The organism is Iodobacter arcticus, from assembly GCF_042664895.1.
GTDB lineage: Bacteria > Pseudomonadota > Gammaproteobacteria > Burkholderiales > Chitinibacteraceae > Iodobacter > Iodobacter arcticus.
Map to the genome: position 1 here is coordinate 58,779 of NZ_JBHTBQ010000027.1, position 19,020 is coordinate 77,798.

The 19,020-nt window shown below is 47.3% G+C and carries 18 protein-coding genes; 14 read left to right on the plus strand and 4 right to left on the minus strand.

Annotated elements, in window-relative coordinates; all coding sequences use genetic code 11:
* Window positions 1-104: 104 nt before the first annotated feature.
* Window positions 105-1,148 (plus strand): M35 family metalloendopeptidase, encoded by a 1,044-nt coding sequence (locus ACFQNF_RS13070; protein ID WP_380188389.1) that lies wholly within the window; start codon window positions 105-107, stop codon window positions 1,146-1,148.
* A gap of 74 nt (window positions 1,149-1,222) precedes the next feature.
* Here the strand turns inward: ACFQNF_RS13070 and ACFQNF_RS13075 are convergent, their stop codons facing one another.
* Window positions 1,223-2,710, minus strand: a complete 1,488-nt coding sequence (locus tag ACFQNF_RS13075) for a glycoside hydrolase family 13 protein (RefSeq protein WP_380188390.1) — start codon at window positions 2,708-2,710, stop codon at window positions 1,223-1,225.
* Window positions 2,711-3,003: 293 nt separating this feature from the next.
* Here ACFQNF_RS13075 and ACFQNF_RS13080 point away from each other — a divergent pair, with 293 nt between their 5' ends.
* The 11 genes from ACFQNF_RS13080 (at window position 3,004) to ACFQNF_RS13130 (ending at window position 13,495) form a co-directional block, all read left to right on the plus strand.
* Complete coding sequence (locus tag ACFQNF_RS13080) at window positions 3,004-3,381, plus strand: 5' nucleotidase, NT5C type (RefSeq protein WP_380188391.1); 378 nt, start codon at window positions 3,004-3,006, stop codon at window positions 3,379-3,381.
* Between the two features lie 163 nt (window positions 3,382-3,544).
* Window positions 3,545-4,030, plus strand: a complete 486-nt coding sequence (locus ACFQNF_RS13085; RefSeq protein WP_380188392.1) for an RNA polymerase sigma factor — start codon at window positions 3,545-3,547, stop codon at window positions 4,028-4,030.
* A 53-nt stretch (window positions 4,031-4,083) separates the two neighbouring features.
* Window positions 4,084-5,076, plus strand: coding sequence for a FecR family protein (locus ACFQNF_RS13090; RefSeq protein WP_380188393.1), 993 nt, complete (start codon window positions 4,084-4,086; stop codon window positions 5,074-5,076).
* A gap of 326 nt (window positions 5,077-5,402) precedes the next feature.
* Entirely contained in the window at window positions 5,403-8,303 is a 2,901-nt protein-coding gene (locus ACFQNF_RS13095; RefSeq protein ID WP_380188394.1) for a TonB-dependent receptor, read from the plus strand.
* A 259-nt stretch (window positions 8,304-8,562) separates the two neighbouring features.
* Window positions 8,563-9,144, plus strand: a complete 582-nt coding sequence (locus ACFQNF_RS13100; protein WP_380188395.1) for a biliverdin-producing heme oxygenase — start codon at window positions 8,563-8,565, stop codon at window positions 9,142-9,144.
* Entirely contained in the window at window positions 9,144-10,286 is a 1,143-nt protein-coding gene (locus tag ACFQNF_RS13105) for a TonB family protein (protein ID WP_380188396.1), read from the plus strand. The genes ACFQNF_RS13100 and ACFQNF_RS13105 overlap by 1 nt, the downstream gene beginning before the upstream one ends.
* A gap of 256 nt (window positions 10,287-10,542) precedes the next feature.
* Window positions 10,543-11,193: a hypothetical protein gene (locus tag ACFQNF_RS13110; protein ID WP_380188397.1), complete on the plus strand. Its 651-nt coding sequence runs from the start codon at window positions 10,543-10,545 to the stop codon at window positions 11,191-11,193.
* Between the two features lie 256 nt (window positions 11,194-11,449).
* Window positions 11,450-11,632 (plus strand): hypothetical protein, encoded by a 183-nt coding sequence (locus ACFQNF_RS13115; RefSeq protein WP_380188398.1) that lies wholly within the window; start codon window positions 11,450-11,452, stop codon window positions 11,630-11,632.
* A gap of 49 nt (window positions 11,633-11,681) precedes the next feature.
* Entirely contained in the window at window positions 11,682-12,203 is a 522-nt protein-coding gene (locus ACFQNF_RS13120; protein ID WP_380188399.1) for a GNAT family N-acetyltransferase, read from the plus strand.
* A gap of 40 nt (window positions 12,204-12,243) precedes the next feature.
* Window positions 12,244-13,062: a polysaccharide deacetylase family protein gene (locus ACFQNF_RS13125; protein ID WP_380188400.1), complete on the plus strand. Its 819-nt coding sequence runs from the start codon at window positions 12,244-12,246 to the stop codon at window positions 13,060-13,062.
* A 67-nt stretch (window positions 13,063-13,129) separates the two neighbouring features.
* A complete protein-coding gene (locus tag ACFQNF_RS13130; RefSeq protein ID WP_380188401.1) occupies window positions 13,130-13,495 on the plus strand; it encodes an MmcQ/YjbR family DNA-binding protein in 366 nt (121 codons plus the stop codon).
* Between the two features lie 89 nt (window positions 13,496-13,584).
* Here ACFQNF_RS13130 and ACFQNF_RS13135 read toward each other — a convergent pair whose 3' ends face one another.
* Window positions 13,585-14,781 carry an MFS transporter gene (locus ACFQNF_RS13135; RefSeq protein WP_380188402.1) on the minus strand — a complete coding sequence of 399 codons (1,197 nt, stop codon included), beginning with the start codon at window positions 14,779-14,781 and terminating at the stop codon, window positions 13,585-13,587.
* A 92-nt stretch (window positions 14,782-14,873) separates the two neighbouring features.
* Here ACFQNF_RS13135 and ACFQNF_RS13140 point away from each other — a divergent pair, with 92 nt between their 5' ends.
* Window positions 14,874-15,641, plus strand: coding sequence for an AraC family transcriptional regulator (locus ACFQNF_RS13140; RefSeq protein WP_380188403.1), 768 nt, complete (start codon window positions 14,874-14,876; stop codon window positions 15,639-15,641).
* Window positions 15,642-16,062: 421 nt separating this feature from the next.
* Complete coding sequence (locus ACFQNF_RS13145; protein ID WP_380188404.1) at window positions 16,063-16,338, plus strand: DUF2917 domain-containing protein; 276 nt, start codon at window positions 16,063-16,065, stop codon at window positions 16,336-16,338.
* A 27-nt stretch (window positions 16,339-16,365) separates the two neighbouring features.
* On the opposite strand, the gene ACFQNF_RS13150 is transcribed toward ACFQNF_RS13145, so the two are convergent.
* Together ACFQNF_RS13150 and ACFQNF_RS13155 are read right to left on the minus strand one after the other, a co-directional pair.
* Complete coding sequence (locus ACFQNF_RS13150) at window positions 16,366-18,483, minus strand: ATP-binding protein (protein WP_380188405.1); 2,118 nt, start codon at window positions 18,481-18,483, stop codon at window positions 16,366-16,368.
* 2 nt (window positions 18,484-18,485) lie between these two features.
* Window positions 18,486-18,962, minus strand: coding sequence for a putative pterin-binding protein (locus ACFQNF_RS13155; protein WP_380188406.1), 477 nt, complete (start codon window positions 18,960-18,962; stop codon window positions 18,486-18,488).
* Between the last annotated feature and the right edge of the window lie 58 nt (window positions 18,963-19,020).

The following is a 19,020-nucleotide window of genomic DNA, read 5'->3' on the forward strand; positions in this document are numbered from 1 at the left end:
CTAAGGTGATCTGGCATATCTCAATTTAATTTTTAAATTATTTTTAAATATGCAGAGAGACCTATTCCTTGCTTTAGTCAATCACTTAATCAGCGGAGTAAAGAATGAATATAAAAAATGGACTACACATCTGCGCCAGCATACTGGCGGGTTTATTATCTTTCAGCAGCCATGCGGCAGCAAAAGATATACAAGTTAGCCTAAGTACAGATAAAAGTACTTTAATTGAAAGCGATGATGTATTGCTTAATGTCACGATGAAAAACACCTCATCAACATCCCAATATATTCTAAAATGGCATACCCCATTTATTGCCGCCCAACAGCCACTATTTGAGATTTACCGTGATGGTGTGCCGGTCACTTACCTAGGCCCAATGGTTAAACGCCCTACGCCCAAAGCCAGTGACTATTTTGAGCTGAAACCGGGCGCAATCTATCAGCAAAAAGTGGAGTTATCTGCGCTCTACGATATGCGCACCACGGGTCATTACACCATTCAATATCAGATTGATACGCCCCATACTCAGCCTGATGCAAAAGGCCTTGTAGCTCCTTCTGATGCCATCTCGGTATGGATAGACGGCAGCTTGCCACGCGGCACGGTCATTGAAGAACAAGCCCCCTCCTCTCTAGCCGGTGGCTTAACCCTCAACAAATGCTCGGCATCCCAGGCAACGCAAGTGAAATCAGCCTTTACCGCCGCGCAAAATATGTCGACGGGCGGCAATGATTATCTATCCACAGGCACTGCCGGCCAGCGCTATACCACCTGGTTTGGCAAATACGACTCTTCCCGCTATGCCACGGTAAAAACCCATTTTGTAGCGATCAAAGATGCCCTCCAGAATAAAGCGGTTACCGTAGATTGCAGCTGCACAGATTCTTACTATGCCTACGTTTACCCTAGCCAGCCTTACAAAATTTATGTATGCAAAGCCTTTTGGCCAGCCCCAATGACGGGCACCGACTCCAAAGGTGGCACTTTGGTGCATGAAATGAGCCACTTTTATGCCGTGGCTTCTACCAAAGATAATGTTTACGGGCAATCCGGCGCTAAAAAGCTCGCCATCAGCGATCCGGCCAAAGCCATTATGAATGCCGATTCGCACGAGTATTTTGTTGAAAACACACCGAACCTACCTTAAAACGCAAGCGGATCAATCAAGCAAAGCGCCTAATTGATCCGCATAAAATACCTACTTCTGCCTAAGCACCAAGCTCAACGATTCCTCGCTTTAAAAAAGGTGTAATGCTGGTAAGGCTCGCTGGGTAAATAAATTGCCGCAGCTTGCGCTGGAATATCCAGCATCACACTGCCCGCCTGTACTTTGGTGGCAGGTGCATGACCCAGTGCATCATGCAAAGGCACGCCGTCGTACCAGTGTGAGTAAGGGATTAGTAGCTTGGCATGTAAGGGCTGGGCGGATAAATTCACAATCACTAAAGCCGCCTCACCGATCACCTCAGTAACACGTAAGAAAATCAGCGCGTTGCCTGCCAGCCTATCGCCCAATACCTGCACATCACCATATTGCAGTGCTGGATTATTCTGGCGAATCGCAATCAGCTGTTGCACAAACTGGCGCTGCCCATGATTCCAATCGGTCTGATTCCAGCGCATAGGGCGACGGCAATCGGGGTCCGCCCCGCCTTCCATGCCGATTTCTTCGCCGTAATAAATCAGCGGGATGCCGGGTAAGGTGAACTGCATAATCATTGCGAGCTGGGCTTTTTCTACACTGCCCACGGTAGTCAGCAGCCTTGGCGTATCGTGGCTGGAAAGCATATTCCACGAGCAGAGCAAACCACTTAAGCCGTAAGCTTCTCTGGCGTCTTTAAGTGCATAATTCATTTGCAACGCATCAATTTCCCCCGCCAGCCAAGCCAGCGTGGCGGTGCGATACCAGTAATTCATCATGCCTTTAAAACCGCCGCCCGCCTCAAACCAGCTACCCGAAAAGCCATTCAATTCGCCAAGCAGGCCGGCCTTAGGGAAACGCTGGGCGACGATGGCTGCCATTTCCTGCGCCACCTCTATCCCCACATCCTGCGCCACATCAAAGCGCCAATTGTCGATGCCCTTCGCCAGCCAGTGCTGCACCAAGCTATCGGGCTGGCGGTATAAAATATCGCGCACGGCGGGATTGCTTAAATTCAGCTCCGGCATCAGGCCGTAATCCTGCCAACACAGATAAGCGCTATCGTCGGCAAAACTAAACCAATCGCGCTTAGCCGCATCCCCCGCCTTGGCCGCCAAAAACCACGGATGGCTGTCGGATACATGATTTAGCACCGCATCTAGTGTCAGGCTCATACCCTTGGCGTGTAATGCCTCAATCAGCCGCAGCAAGGCAGGCTCGCCACCAAACATAGGATCGATGGCAAAGAAATCCACCGCATCGTATTTATGATTGCTAGGGGCGGTAAACACCGGCGTTAAATACACCCCCGTGATGCCTAACTCGACGAGGTAATCTAGGTGATCCCGAATACCATCCAAATCCCCGCCAAAAAACTGCATGCCCCAAGGCTGATCCAGCGTTGTATCGTCCCAGCCCCGCTTTACCACATCAGGATGTGCATACGCCGCCTGCGCCAGCTTTGCGCTACTTGCAAGCCCGCCGCCAATGGCAAAACGCTCAGGAAAAATCTGATAAATAATCTGACTCGCCATTTGCTTAGTGGCGGCATCCAGGGTGTTTTTCATGATGGACTCGAGCAAGGAAAAAACAGTAAACCTCATCAACAAACTGACGTGGGCAGGATGGATTGATTATTGAATAAAAAGCCCGGTCGTGCGCGGTTAAATATGAGGAAGTAGCGGGCTGATTGGTAAGGTCAGGTCATTCATTCTGGCCATAGATTGCAAACAAACTTCCAAATAGTTTAAGTAAAATGATAAAATTACGAAAAAATACAGTAAGCAATTAACGTGGCCAAGTAACATTCATCCCACTAGCTATATAAGGCATACACAGTAAAAAAAGTATCGCTATTGATATGGATGACACGGTTGCAGATACCTTGCAACACCATCTCAACTGGTACAAAAATGAATTTGGAATTACGCTTTCCAAAGAGATGCTTCGTGGGAAAAAAATCTATGATGTGGTTTTGAAAGAGCATTTAAATACAGTTCACTCTTTTCCTCATCACCCCGATTTTTTTCGAGATTTAAATGTGATTGAAAATGCCGTAGAAGTGATATACGAGCTATCAAAAAAGTATGAAATCTACTTTGCAAGCGCTGCAATGGAATATCCCTCCTCGTTTAATGCCAAGTACGATTGGCTAAAATTTCAAACAATAGGTTTTCATAGTGTGTGTAACAACGAAGTCGTTGCGCACTCTATGAAAATCACGTGTTTTTGCATTTAAAAATGCCTGATAATTTATGCCAAACTAATCAAGTAACGAGAAATCAACTATTTCCTTACCCCACCTTACAAATCACTTGTCATTTATATAAACAATAATGATTCTTGTTATCTTTAAATTCAAACGGTATGATTCGCGGTTTTTCTGCTTTAGGTTGTGTTCGGTGTTTGAGCGCTATTATCACGATTTGCATCACTTTATTTCCCGTTCCATCGGCTGCCGCGATAAGGCACAGGACGTGGTGCAAGAGGCTTATGCGCGCGTACTAGCCAGCAAGCAGGCAGAAAGCAGCAGCGATGGCGCATTAGGCGCTTTGCTCTATACCACCGCTAAAAATATCGTGATTGATCAATACCGGCAGAATAAATCGCGCCAATACGATAATTATGAACAGCTCGAGCTGGCCGCATCGCGCGCCGACGAGCCGGAGCACCGCGCTGCGGGCAGGCAATCTATGAACCATTTGCTTGAGCTAATCGATACCCTGCCCCCCCGCAGCAAAGAAGCCTTTGTGCTGTATAAATTTGATGGCTTAAGCCATGCCGAAATTGCTAAGCAAATGGGGATTTCGATCAATATGGTGGAAAAACACATTATTAATGCCATGGTGAGCTGCAAAAAAGGCATGGCCGCGCGAGGTGGAAAATGACGGCGGGCAAGAACTATCCAGCGGTCCAATGGCGACTCTGGCAAGAGCGGAAAATGAGCACGGATTATCTAGCGGCTCAATGGCTGCTCAAGCAAGAACAAGGCCTCGATCAAGCTGGCGAAATTGCATTGCAGCAGTGGCTGGCAGCCCACCCCAGCCACCAAATCGCATGGACAGAAATGATGGACGTGGATGCGATGCTTAATCAACTCTCCTCCAGCCAAACCAACAAATTATGCCGTGATGTACGTGCCAAGCTTGTCACGCGCTCTGAACCCTCATTCTGGAGCCGCTGCTGGCAGCGCCTTGGCAATTCACTGCCATCTGTGGCGATTGCATCCTGTGCGATGGTGGTACTCGTATGCAGCTTGCTGTGGTTTGATCGGCAGCAAGCCGATTATCAACACACCTTTGCCACAGCCCGTGGCCAGTTTATTTCGCAAACACTGCCCGATGGCAGCAAGGTAGAGCTCGATACTGGCAGCAAGCTGCACGTTGCACTCTATCGTGATCGGCGCGAGGTGCGCTTGCTGCATGGTCAGGCCATGTTTCATGTCAGCAAAGACACTGAAAAACCCTTTCATGTGCTAACGAACCACGCCCGTATTACTGTGCTTGGCACGCAATTTGCCGTGCGCAATATTAACGAGCAAGTCAATGTAGCGGTGAAGGAAGGCAAGGTACGCGTCACTGCATTTAATCAGCGTGAAGACCAAACCAGCGGAACCGCTATTTTGCAAGCAGGTGACGCCATCAATCTGGCAGCGGGTGATTTATTGGCCATTAAACATATCGTGCCCGAAGCGGTGGCCAGCTGGCGAACAGGGCGGCTGACTTTTGATAACACTACGCTGGCCGACGCACTGGCCGAATTTGAGCGCTACACCCCAACCGGCCTCTCTTTTGCCACCCCAAGCCTTGCTAAATTACGCATTAGCGGCAGCTTTGAAGTGAGCAAACTCAAACAATTCACCACCGCTCTGCCGCAGGTTTTACCGGTACGTGTGAATAGCGGGCAGATAGAAAGTGCGGCTCCTCCCTCGTAGGGTGGGTTAGGCCAATTGAAATGCTAAATAATGATAAAACTGCTTCTTGGCCGTAACCCACCGTAGCGTAGTGTCACGGTGGGTACGCGGCCGAAATAAATCAACGTCCTTAAGAACCACCAAGAGCAGCCTAACCCACCCTACGATGACTCTGTGGTTCAAGGTTTAGCTCATTAGGGTCTATTGATGCGCGTGGGCATAACAACCTGCCCACCCTACACATTCCTATTTAAAAATATTTTCCCCAACACATCAGGGTATCGGCGTTTCATTCGTTTTACTTGTGAATGATTCTTAAAATCATCTATGAGAGAGAGTAGAAACCCATGAAATCATCCCGCCGCACTGCGCTTCGTCCTTTGATTTTGGCACTTAGCTTGGCTTTTGCAGCACTGCCCAGCCACGCAGCCCAGCCTGCTGCCGCAGAATTTAATATTAGTACTCAACCACTGAGCCATGCACTGAATGAGCTGGCTCGCCAAGCAGGCATGGTTTTACTGGTTGATGCCAAACTCACAGAAGGTCGTCAAAGCCCTGCGCTCAAAGGCCGATATAGCGTGCGCGATGCTTTGCGCCAATTACTGAGCGGCAGTGGTTTGCGCGCCGAAGTAAATAGCGATGGCACGATTGTTTTAAAGCCGGAGCCGCAAGCTGATAAGGCCGTTGCCATTGGCGCGGTAAAAGTCAGCGGCGCGGCAACGGCGTTTTTAAGTGATGAGCAAATCGAAGCCAGCGATCGCCCCTATGTAAAGCCGGGCTCGTCGGCGCATATCAGCCGCGAAAATATTGATCGCTTTCGAGGCAGCTCTCCCGCCGATATTTTTAAGGGCACGCCCGGCGTGGTGGTAGGCGATGCAAGGAATAGCGGCGCGGTGGATGTGAATATCCGTGGCATGCAAGGCCAAGGCCGTGTGCCCGTGCTCATTGATGGCAGCTTGCAAGCATCCACGGTTTACCGCGGCTACGCAGGGATTGCCGACCGCAGCTATATCGATCCAGAGCTAATCAGTGAGATCAATATCGCCAAAGGCCCAAGTATGGGCGTTGAAGGCGCGGGGGCGATTGGTGGCTTGGTCAGCATGCAAACATTGCGCAGCGAAGACATTTTAAAGCCGGGTGAGCGTAGCGGTTTTAGAATCCGCACCGGCCTGCAAGACAATAGCAAGGAAGCACCCACTGATTTTGAAACCACACCCCGCACCGATCGCAACAATCTGCTGGACCCACGCAGTGGCTTTTTAAGCCTTGCCTACGCCACCAAGCAAGACTATTTTGATCTGGTTGCCGCCATCAGCCATCGCAGTATCGGCAATTACTTTGCGGGTAAAAACGGCTTTAACAGCTATCAAAATATCGATGAATCGGGTCAAGATGACGGTATCACCCAGTTTTATCACGCTGGCGATGAGGTGCTCAATACCTCAAACACCACCGATTCCGCCCTGCTAAAAACCACCATCAACTTAAGCGACGACCAAGCCTTAGAGCTGGGCTACCGCTATTTTAAAAGTGCTTATGGCGAAATTATGCCTTCGCAAATCTTGCGCAATAACACCGGTATTATTAAGCAATGGAAGCCGAGCGAAGTCAGTACCGATGCCTGGACCGCACGCTATAAATATCAGCCAACTGACAACCCGCTGATTAGCCTGAAAGCCAATCTATGGTATACCGACATGGAAAGCGCAGCCCGCAACGGTGATGTTTTCCGTAATCCGCACGAGGGCAAGCCCACCAGCTGGGATCACGAATGCGAGCAATGCATAGAAACACTCTATCTGGCTAAAAACCAATCGCAGCGCTATGGTGCCGATTTAAGCAATACCTCACGCTTTGATAGCGCCTACGGTGCTTTTAGCCTGAACTATGGGTTTTCACTACAAAAAGAAGATATCGCCCCATCTGATAGCGTAAAAATAGATATTGATGATTTAAACCACAACCGCACCTTGCGCAGCGGCACGCGTAATGAGGAAAGCGCCTTTCTTAATATGCTATGGCAGCCCACAAACTGGCTGACTGTAGAAGCCGGTGGCCGCTATTTACGTTATCGCAGCCAGGATCGCAATGTCACCGCCACCCAGCTCAAAGAGCCGCTAGGCTGGAAGCGTATTAGCTTATATGACGATAAAAATGATCGGATCGGTACAGTGCTCTGGCATCAGGATCAAAACGGCCAGTTTAGCGATGCAACAAACCCGCTTAAAGCCAGCAAAATTGTTCTAGAGCATGACAAAGACGAGGATCCGGTAGAAATCAGTAGCAGCCAAGTTCACGAATCCTCCGTCGACGATATGGTTTATCACAACGATATCCCCGGCGCCTTTAGCCGCACCGATCCTATTGAGCGTGAAGGCAGCGGCTTTGCGCCTGCGTTTGGCCTGAGCTTTAAGCTTAGCGATAATATCAGCAGCTATCTGCGCTACACCGAAGGGCTGCGCATGCCTAGCCTGTATGAATCTACCCTCGGATTCTCGGCCACCTTCTCTTCGCCGCTAGAGCCCGAGCACAGCAAAAACTGGGAAACGGGGATTAGCTTTATTAAAGATGGCGTATTTACCGCAGACGATAAGCTGCGTCTGAAAGTGGCTTACTTTAATAACACCACCGATCACTACATTACTCGCGTACAAATATCAGGCAAAAAAGCGTGGGAGCAGAATTTTTCTATGGCAAACATAGATAGCTATAGCGTTTCTGGCTTTGAGCTGCAATCGTCTTACGACAGGGGTGATTTCTTTGGTGAATTAGCCGCCACACTAAATCATAAAGCCATGATTTGCGATTCAAAAATGGCAGGCTATTTACGCACTAAAGCCCAATTCATACCCAATATGAGTGCAACGCCTGACTGCTCGCCAGTTGGCTTCACCTCATCCTATGTCAGCAATATGATTCCACCAAAAATCAGTACCAATGCTACTTTCGGTGCACGTTTACTGGATCAAAAACTCACGATGGGTTTGCGTGCCAGCTATGTGAGCGGCCCATTAAACACCACAGAAAAAGACGCAACCTGGCAATATTCAAGTGGCTCAGCAGTACAAATCAAAACCCTGCCTTACAGCTTGGTTGATCTGTTTGCCAGCTATAAAATCAACGCCGATACCCAAGTCGATATGACTATCGACAATGCCACCGATCGCTACTACCTCGATCCGCTCTCACTTAGCCTGATGCCAGGCCCAGGACGCACCGTACGCTTGTCTGTAGGGATGAAGTTTTAAAACGCTTTGCTGCTTAATTGACGAGCTTTCCACTAGGCGAGCTTAAACGCTCATCAATTTTGTAGGGCAGATGCAAGCCGCGAGCAATGCTAAATAAATACGCGGGTTGCACCCGCCCTACAATGATTCAATGTTTGCAAACATGTGGCAACGCTCTGACAAATAACTAACTTAATGCGTATACGCCATAAAAGCCGCCACACCCCGCATCAATTTTTAAATATTAATCAACCTTTATGACTAGAGTAAACAAACCACTATGAATGCTGTTGCCGAATTAAGCCGTACCCAACAACTTAAAGCCTTAACAACTGACACACACGATCAGCTGGATAAGCGCATCATGGCCAATAAGCCTTTTGCAAACCGTGATAATTACGCTCGCTTTCTGATTGCCCAGTATGGCTTTCTGCGTGATTGCGATCCGCTTTATGACAACCCGCAGCTGGCCGCTCTTTTTCCTGACTTAGCCGAGCGCCGCCGCTATGATCGCATTGCTGCCGATATCACCGACTTAGAACGTAGCCTGCCGGAACACGATACTTTGCCCGCCCTTGAGCATACTCAAGATATTCCCACCGCTTTGGGCTGGATGTATGTCACCGAAGGCTCTAAACTTGGCGCGGCTATTTTATTAAAAATGGCGGCAAGCTTAGGCTTGTCCGAAGAGTTTGGCGCTCGTCACTTAGCCGGAGCGCCAGAAGGGCGCGCTAAAAACTGGCGCGAATTTGTAGCGGTACTTGATGGCATTGCCTTAAGCGCAACCGAAGAAGCACGCGCAGTAGCCGGTGCCAAAGCCGCTTTCACCCGCATGAACAACCATTTAGATCAGGTGTATTAATGCATCAACGCGGACTGCATGCGCCATTACGCTGGGCCTATCTTGTGCTTGGTGGCTTAATGGTGCTGCTGGGTATTATCGGTGCATTTTTACCCGTAATGCCCACCACTGTTTTCTTGCTGCTGGCACTGGCTTGCTTTAGCAAATCATCACCACGTCTTGAACAATGGCTGCTGCAGCATCCGCGTTTTGGCCCGTCGCTTCGCGCCTGGCGGGAGCATCGTGCTATACCGAAGCGGGCTAAAATTTTGGCCTGCCTCGGCATGTTGCTGGGGCTGATCATTCTAGCCTTCTCCCCCGTCCCCAAATGGGCCGTGGCAAGCGTCGCCCTGTGCGAGCTTATGGTTGCCATTTACATCATCCGCCGCCCCAATCTGGCAAATGATGAAGCAAAACCTACCGCCACTCCCTGTACTCAACAATCAGTAGAGCAAGGCTTAAAACGCAGCCTTGTCATCAGCCTCTTGCTACATATGGGCCTGCTCAGCTATTTTGTAAGCAACTGGGCCAGTACACCAGTCAGCCCCAAATTTGCTAGCGAAAAAATGGAAGTCACCCTGCTGCAAGCCGCAGCGCCTGCCATCCCACTTGAGCAAACCGAAGCCAAACACGTCAGCCAGGCAGCGGCCAAACAAGCGCCCAAAGAAGCCAAGCCCACACCCAAGGCCATACCTCAGCCGAGTGAGCAGATTGTGAGCAAAACGCTGGCCGAATCAACGCTTTCAGCCTCAGCCCAGCCTGAGAAAAAAGCCAGCGAGCAAGCCAGCAGTAAAGAAGTGGGCCCGCTCAATAAAACCGCAGCTATCGCCGCAGCCCCGGCAGCCCCTCCCGCCTCTCAGCAACAAGCCAGCGGCGGCAGTAATAGCTGGGAAGGCAAAGTGCTTGCCCGCCTAGAGCGCTTTCGCCGCTACCCCACCGCCGCCCGTATGCGCGGCTTTGAGGGCGTGGTCTATTTGCGTATTCTGATTAATCGCGAAGGGCAAGTGCTCTCGGCCAAGCTAGAACGCAGCTCTGGCGTGCCTGCGCTCGACAAGGCCGCCATGGAAGCCCTCAACCGCGCAGCCCCCCTCCCCCGCATCCCCGCCGATCGACCTGAAGAGCTGGAGCTACTGGTGCCATTTGAGTTTTTTATTGAAAATTGATTAAACCTTGAATTAGATAAAAATTCAAAATAAAAATAAGACCTTGATTCATTTACAAAAAAGCACGCTTAGCCGTGCTTTTTTTTCTGCGGCGATATCGTGTAATAGAAATTTTGTTACAAAAAAATTACTTACTTAAACTCAGCATGATTTAAAAAATAATTTTTTAAAAAGTAATCTTTAGTAACTCAAAAAATGAAATAATGACAATGTTCTAAAAAATAACTAAGTTGTCTAACCCCTACGAGAAATTTTAATGAAGAAATTAGCTGCTCTTATCTCTCTGCTTATGATGACGGGTTGTGCATCTGTTGAAATAATCAAAGCATCACCTGAAAAAATAAGCTCAATCAATGGAAAAACGTTAACCACCGTTAACTATGAAAAACCTGATTTTATTGCGTTTACGCCCGAAAAAGCCATGTTTGGCGTTTTAGGCGTAATTGCTATGGTTTCAGCGGGCAATGACCTAGTTAAAAATAATAATATTGATGACCCTGCAGTGATGCTTACCAAAGAGCTTAAAAATAAACTAGCTGATCGCTTGAAATCAAAAGAAATCAAAGAGGTTATTAATTTAAGTGATGATTCAACGAATGAAATAAAAAAGACAGTAGAGGCAGGCAGCTTAGTCTTTGATGTCAAAACACTGGGCTGGACATTTAACTACTTTCCTACTAATTGGACGCACTACAGAGTGATTTACAGTGCTCGTGCCCGTTTACTTGATCCACTAGATGGGAAAATAATTGCACAAGTTCCATGCACTTATGTATCAGATGATGAAAAAACAGCTGCAAGTTATGATCAACTTACCGCGAATAATGCATCATTGCTAAAAGAAAAATTAACTGCTGCAGCTAAGGCATGCAGCACTATTTTTGAGCAAAATATTTTTGCAGGATAAAATAGCTATTTTAAGATTAGATACAAATCAGCTTAAGTGGTTTCTAGTCAAAATATAGTATCCAGGGCGCGTGTGTTCTTAGAACCCACGCGCCTTATAATCATCGCCTCAATCTACCGGGACCAATACCTTAGCCTCACCAGCATGCAATATATTTTATAAATACGTCAGTACAGAATGATTTTTCTGATTAAGCTTTAATCAGAAACACCTCACTCCTCTTCTATCGTACAGCGCTAGCACTTGATGAGTCGATATGGCTATATCTAAAAAACATAAGCTATTTTTTTACTTCTTTATTTTACAAACCAGCCTGCATGCTGATCCGGCTATTGTGCGGCGAATGAATTGTGTGCTTAATAAAATAAAACGAGATGGCCTCCTTAATGCATTAAAGCAACGCTATTTAGCCGAATTTAAACATGAGCAGCACACATGACCATTTGTATTATCTAATCATCAGGTCGCTCTAACCACAGGCCATCAGCATGATCACGCTTACTGCAATCCGCTCTACAGATCAGCCCTTGCTCACAGGCTTGTGCCAACTCTTGAGCGATGCCGTACATGGCGGGGCATCGCTTGGTTTTCTTGCGCCCCTATCCCCGGAGGATGCAAGGCAATACTGGGAGCATGTTTACTTATCACTGGATGATGGGCTTTATCTATGGGTAGCAAAAGAGCAAGACAAGGTGGTGGGATCGGTACAGCTTTCGATCTGCACTAAGCAAAATGGCAGCCACCGGGCCGAAATTCAAAAGCTATTTGTGCTTAGCGAGCACCGTGGCCAGGGTGTTTCCAGCCTGCTGATGAAAGCCGCCGAATCCTTTGCACACCAGCTTGGGCGCAGCTTGCTGGTGCTGGATACGGAAGCAGGCTCGCTGGCAGAAACCATTTACCGCCACCTAGGCTGGCAACGAGTGGGAGAAATCCCCGACTATGCAGCCAGCCCCGATGGCACACTGCGGCCCACGGTGTATTACTACAAATTCAGCACAGCCCATGATTGAGCTAAGCGCTACCCGTAAAACCCAACTCAAAGGATCAAATATGAAATATATCAGCATGATGATGGGCGCTCTGCTTACTGTAGGCACTGCTCAGGCGCAAACACCACCCCGGCTACGCACGCCTTTTGTGGAAAACTGGGGGCAAGTGCCACCGGCAGTATTAGACAGACAAGCCAAAGAATTTGCAGATACTTACTTTCTGGAAGGGCCGGGAGAGCGTAAAGAAATTGCATTCACTTTTGACGACGGCCCCAGCTTGGATACCCCCGACCTGCTTGATTTACTCAAAAAAGAGAATGTAAAAGCCACGTTTTTCTGGCAAGGCAGCCAGATTGAGCAGTTCCCCTATACCGTGCGCCGTGCGCTGGCCGAAGGGCATATGCTAGCTAACCACAGCTATAACCACCCCGATTTAAGCAAACTGGAAGAAAACGGTGTCTGGTGGAAAGATCAGATTGAAAGAACCCAGCAAGCCTACCAAAACGTAGTCGGGTTTCAGCCCAGTATGATGCGCCCACCCTATGGCTTTTTAAACGATAGCCAAATTAAAAGTCTGCGGGATAAAGGCATGAAAGCCATTTTATGGTCGGTAGATAGTGCCGATTGGTTTCATACTTATCAAAATAAAATGGACGAGCTAGCCAGCAACGCCATCGAAAACGTCATCAAGCAATATATCCACCCAGAAGCAATTGTATTAATGCACGATTCCGGTGGCCGTGGCCGTAAGCCCACCATCATGGCCACATCACGCCTGATTCCTGAGCTAAGAAAGCAGGGCTATCAATTTACAACAGTAGATAAGCTACTGAATATCCCTGCGAAATTAGCGCCGGTAAAACCCTCGCCCGCCCTCTAATTTCTACCTAATCAGCCGTTCTGTTTTCTAGCCCAAAGCAGAACGGGCAATCCTTGGATAGCCAATCATGAATATCAAAGCCACAAAAGACTATTGCAGATCGCTTGCCGGAGTAAGCGAAAAGGAATTTGCCGCCCCTTCTCATGTTTTAGTTTTTTATGTTGGAGATAAGCAATTTGCCTATTTTAAAACCAGCCAGCCAGAACAATGGCGCTTTAGCATCCGTGTGGCGGCAGAGCGTTTTCTAGAATTAACCGATCAAGCGGGCATTAAACCTGCCCGCTATATGCAGCGCTTTCACTGGATTAGTATTGTTAATATTGAATTACACGAAACAGACCTAATTAAAACGCTCATTGATGGCTCATATCAAAAGGCATTGAGTAGCTTAAGTAAAAAAGCTCAGCTCATCATCACTCAGCCTAAATCATGATTTAGGCTGAGTGAAACTCAATGATCGATGTTTCTTTCCCAGCTCAAGCAGCCATGTGCTCGCCTTAACTAAGCCTCCAATTAACTGTTCTAATGCACCTTTTTCATATCAGGCAAGAGCAAGGCAATCATCCCCCCAAGCGGTAAAAACGCCGTAACGTGGTAAACGCTGGCAATGCCATATTGATCGGCAAAGCTGCCAATCACCGCAGCACCGATGCCCGCCACACCAAAGGCAAGCCCAAAGAACAAGCCCGAGACCATGCCCACCTTGCCCGGTAGCAGCTCTTGCGCCAGCACTAAAATCGCCGAAAACGCCGATGACATCACCACGCCAATAATAAAGCTCAGCGCAATCGTGCCGTTTAAATCCATATAGGGCAGCGCCAGCGAAAACGGTGCCGAGCCTAAAATAGAAAACCAGATCACCCGCTTGCGGCCAATCCGATCGCCAATCGGCCCGCCCAGAATCGTCCCCAAGGCCACACCAAATAAGAAGATAAACAACATCAGCTGCGCCGCTTGCGCACTGAGGGCAAAACGCTCAATTAGATAGAAAGTGTAATAGCTATGAAAGCTAGACATATAGATATACTTGGTAAACACCAAGGCAATCAGCACCGCCATCGCATAGAGCGTCTGGCGCTGCGGCAATGGCTGAATCGCAAGATGGGCTTTACTGCTCACATTTTTTTGCTGATGTGCCTTCCAGATGCTGATCTGCCAAAGCACTGCCATTGCCAATAAAGCCGCAGGCGAGAACCACGCTAAGCTGCCTTGGCCCAGCGGAATCACAATCAAAGCCGCCAGCAAAGGTCCGCAAGCACTGCCCGCGTTTCCCCCAACCTGAAAAATAGACTGCGCCAGCCCATGCTTGCCGCCCGAAGCCAACCTTGCCACACGGGACGATTCAGGATGAAAAATCGCCGAACCGGTGCCAGTCAGCCCTGCCGCCAATAACAACAAGCCAAAAGTGGACGCTTGCGAAAGCAATAACAGCCCGCACATTGAAAAGCCCATTCCCACCACCAGCGCAAATTTCTGCGGATGCTTATCGGTAAAGCTGCCCACCAGCGGCTGCAAAATCGACGCGGTAATTTGGTAGGTGAGCGTAAGCAAGCCAATCTGGGTAAAGCTCAGGTGATAACTGCCTTTTAGCAGCGGATACAGCGCCAGAATTAAGGATTGCAACATATCGTTTAAAAAATGCGCGCTGCTGATTGCCGCCAATACGCGATAGCGCGTGGCCTCGATCGCGGGCTTGATCTCCATCATTGCCGTGGTCATGACATTTACCTTTGTTGTTTTATAGAAGCATGTTAAGGTCATTAATCACGCCTGTCTTACGCAGATAAGGCAATAACTATTGCAAAAGCGACATGACAGCAACAATTCAAAACTTAGGCCCCCCCCGCGAGCTGGGCAATGCACTATTGATCGGTAAATCGGGCGAGCGCGAATCAGGCACCAGTACCATTCGCCATCAGCACGAAGTGGCGCAATTGCTCTATGGCATCAGCGGCGTAATGCGTGTGATTACGCCTTACGGCCAATGGATTGTGCCGCCCAACCGGGGTATCTGGCTGCCTGCCGGTGTGTGGCATGAGGTGCATATGCTGGCTTTTGTAGAAATGCGCACGGTGTATATCCACCCCGATGCCCTGCCCAATCTGCCTTGCTGCGTGCTGGCCATCACCCCGCTGCTGCGCGAACTGATCCTAGCTGCGGTAAATTTTGATCAGCCCTATCCCAATGACAGCCGCGAAGGCCGCATTATCCGGCTGCTGCTCGACGAAATCATCAGCATTCCCACCTTGCCCATGGTGTTGCCGATGCCGGAAGACAAAACCCTGCGCCTGATTTGCGACGAGCTACTCGCCGCGCCCGACGATATACGCAGCAGCAGTGCTTGGGCGAGCAAAATAGGGATGGACGCCAGAACGCTGCAACGCCGCTTTAATAAAAGCACCGGCATGACTTTTGGCGAATGGCGACGGCAAGCCCGATTATTAAAAGCACTAGAGCGCTTGGCCCGCTTTGATCGCGTGATTGATATCGCCCTCGATTCCGGCTACGCCAGCCCCAGCGCCTTCACCGCCATGTTTAAACGCCAGTTTGGCGTGGCACCGAGTGAGTTTTTTAAATAAAAGCGTGGCGAAGAAAAACGCAAATATTGAACCACCTAGAACAACTACGCTGCGAGACCTTAATAAAAATGAACCTAATTATGCCGCTTGCTCAACAACATTATAAATATCGTGGGGCGGGTGAAACCCGCGTATTTGTTAGGCATCGCTCGCGGGTTTCACCCGCCCTACAAATTCTAAAACTAAATCCCGCACTCAAGAAATTCATCTACGCAGAGTCCATTGAGCAAGAGGCATAATCAGGAAAAAGAATGCGCCGAAGCCAAATAGCGAGCGACAGAAGCACACAGAAGCTACTTAAACTCAGCATTACAATTGCATAAACTGCCAATATGTACGATTAAATCAGTGGCAGTTTGTGACTAAACGCAAAGTATCAACCCTCGTATAGTGATGTAATTCGGTGAACGTCGAGGGCATCATGCAAATTACTCATCTAAAAGCCGCAGAAGTATTTTCTATCCGGGCCATCAAAACATGGATTCATTGTGCTGCAGGTCAAATCTGGCTTAGCCACGATGGGCGTGATGTTATTTTGGAATGCGGGCAAAAATGGCAGATCGAGGGTACAGATCCGGTGGTTATTCAAGCCTTGCAAAATAGCCGCTTTATTTTTGCAAAAAACGCACACCTTTCGCAATCAGAGCAAAGTGCTGTTTTTAGCATGAATCAGCCACGTCATTTAATTGGCAGCTAAGTTACTTAACGTGTGCTGCTAAGCCAATTAATTGGCCGGGATAGATTGCAGTTTTTCTAATTCATTCTGCGTATCCTGGCGAATCTGGCTTAGTTTGATTACTTCACTTTTTTTAGGCTGGGCTTCCAGCATGGCCCAATGCTCGCCTAGCGTTTCTGCACCAATTTGCAAGGCAATTCCTTTGGCGCTATGTGCATAACGCACCGCATCTTGCCCTGCTTGCTGATCGAGTGCCGTTTGATAAAGTACTTCTAATTCGGCAATCCGATTCAACCCTTTCTGGCTTAATACTAAATAGCGGTCTAATTTAAAGCCCAGCGCTTTAATGGCCGAATGATGATTAAGCAGCACTTTATTCAGATTAAAGTGACTCTCCTGACGGTGACCCAGCAGTTTAATCAATTCATTTATTTTAAATGGTTTTCTTAAATGCGCACTAAATGCACTAAAGCCAGCCGCTTTTTGCAGCTCTTCTAAAGGGCTGGCAGAAACAAGATAAATAGGTTTTTTCCATTTTTGCTCACGTAGAATACCGGCGGCAGTCATTCCATCCATTTCTGGCATTTGATAGTCCATGATAATGCTATCAATGCCTGAATACCGGTTCACTTGCATAATGGCATCTAAACCATTTTTTGCCTCAATCGTATGAGCACCAAAATCTTGCAAAATACCGCAGATCATTTCACGATTAATAATTTCATCTTCAACCACCAGAATGGTTTGCCCAAGTAAAGATTGTGGCTTAGGCCGAATAAGCTGCTCAGGAGCGGCAGAAACCACAACAGGCTGCGTCTCTAGCGACACAATAAACTCGCTTCCCTTACCCTCTTCACTGATAAAAGTAATATCGCCTTGCATAAGGCGTGCGTAATCACGGCTTAATGACAAACCCAGCCCTGTTCCGCCCGCTAATTGGCCTTCTTTGCTTTGCTCAAAAGGAGAAAAAATACGAGGATGATCTTCTTTTTTAATGCCGCAACCACTATCAGCCACCACAGCGTGCAGTAAATAACAATGTCTTAAAGACTCACCGTAAAGCGTTAGAGTAATTGTGCCATTTTGAGTAAATTTAAGGCTGTTGCCTAATAAATTAATCAGAATCTGCCGCAATTTACCTGCATCAAGGCTTAAATGAACAGGAAGATCTGCCGCTAAAACCACATTAAAGATGACGCCTCTTTCCTTCGCCATCATGCTGAACATGGTTTCTAACTCTACTTTTAGCATTTTTAAGTTAATCGTTTCAATAATCAACAGTATTTTATTTTGCTCTGATTTTGACAAATCTAAAACATTATTAAGCAGGCTTAATAAATGAGTGCCGCTATTTGCAATATAGCCAACCTCACGTTTTTCGTTTGAAGCTAAATTTTTATTATGTAGTAGGCGATCCGCATAGCCCAAAATAGAAGTCAGTGGTGTACGAATCTCATGGCTGATATGCGCTAAAAAACGGCTTTTAGTTGCATTTGCTATTTCTGCCTGCTGCCTTGCCTCTACCAGAGTTTCTGCCAACTCAGCTAATTTTTTACGGTTTTGTTCTGATTTCCATAAGGCATAAATACCCAGAGAAGCAAAAATAATTAACAGCAAGATTTGTGTGGTGGCGAGCAGTATTCTCAATTCGCCCCAATGAGTAATGTTTTCCCGGTACTCATCAATCCCCCTTGCATCCTGTGTTCTGGCTTCCTGAATCAGATTATTTACAGCATCTTGCTGTTGCTTTATTTCATCTTGAAAGATATACCATTCTTTTTCAGAAGAAAAACCTTTGTTTAATTTTTTATCACTATAATGAATAAAATCAACCAAGGGCATCAGTAATTTTAATTGTAGTTTTTTATCTTTAAATAAAGCCGAAGATTCAATTTCATTTTTTGAAAAACTATCAATCCGGCTAAAGTAAATATCAAAACGAAAATTCACATTATCCAGCTGATGCCGATCACCATACTGCACAACCTCGCGTAAACGATAATATTCATTACTCAGCTGAAAAAACTGCCAGAGCTGGTTATCCATGCCAAATTGATTAGCCCGGTCTAATTCTCTTTTTTGCTCTAATTCAAAATGCACAATCAAGCTAAAATTCATCAACAGAACAATACAAATTGCGCTTAGAATAATTCTGAACCGGGTCATAATTATTCCGCCTTAATGCTATTTAATTGCCAGCTGCAGCGGCGAAAATATTGCGTGCTGATTAGCTCTTTATGCTGATGAAATGGATAAATTAAAAACAACGGCCCTTTATCGCGCACCGACATGATTTTTCCATTTAGCTTGCGGGCTAAAATCACATCGTATTGCAATGCATCGCTCACGGGAATTGATATTGCATAATCATTGAGTGCAATTAATTTAATATTGCCATCATTTATGCCAGCCAGTTTTAGCACATCACGAAGCAGTGGGCCTTCAAATTTTTGGGGGGTGGGATACCAAGGTGTCATCACGGTCATGCTGATATGCGGTATTTTGGCAAAGCTTACATCATTTAATTTAATTACGGGAGCTAAGCCCGCTTTACCACTTACTGTAAGGATAATTTCATCGGTCTTTGCAATCGCTGTAGAGCCAAAAAATATCAGGCATAAACTTAAAAAGACAGCACGAAGCATTGAAAATCCTTGAACAGCATGAATATTAGCATATTGTAATATAAAAATCATTCTTATG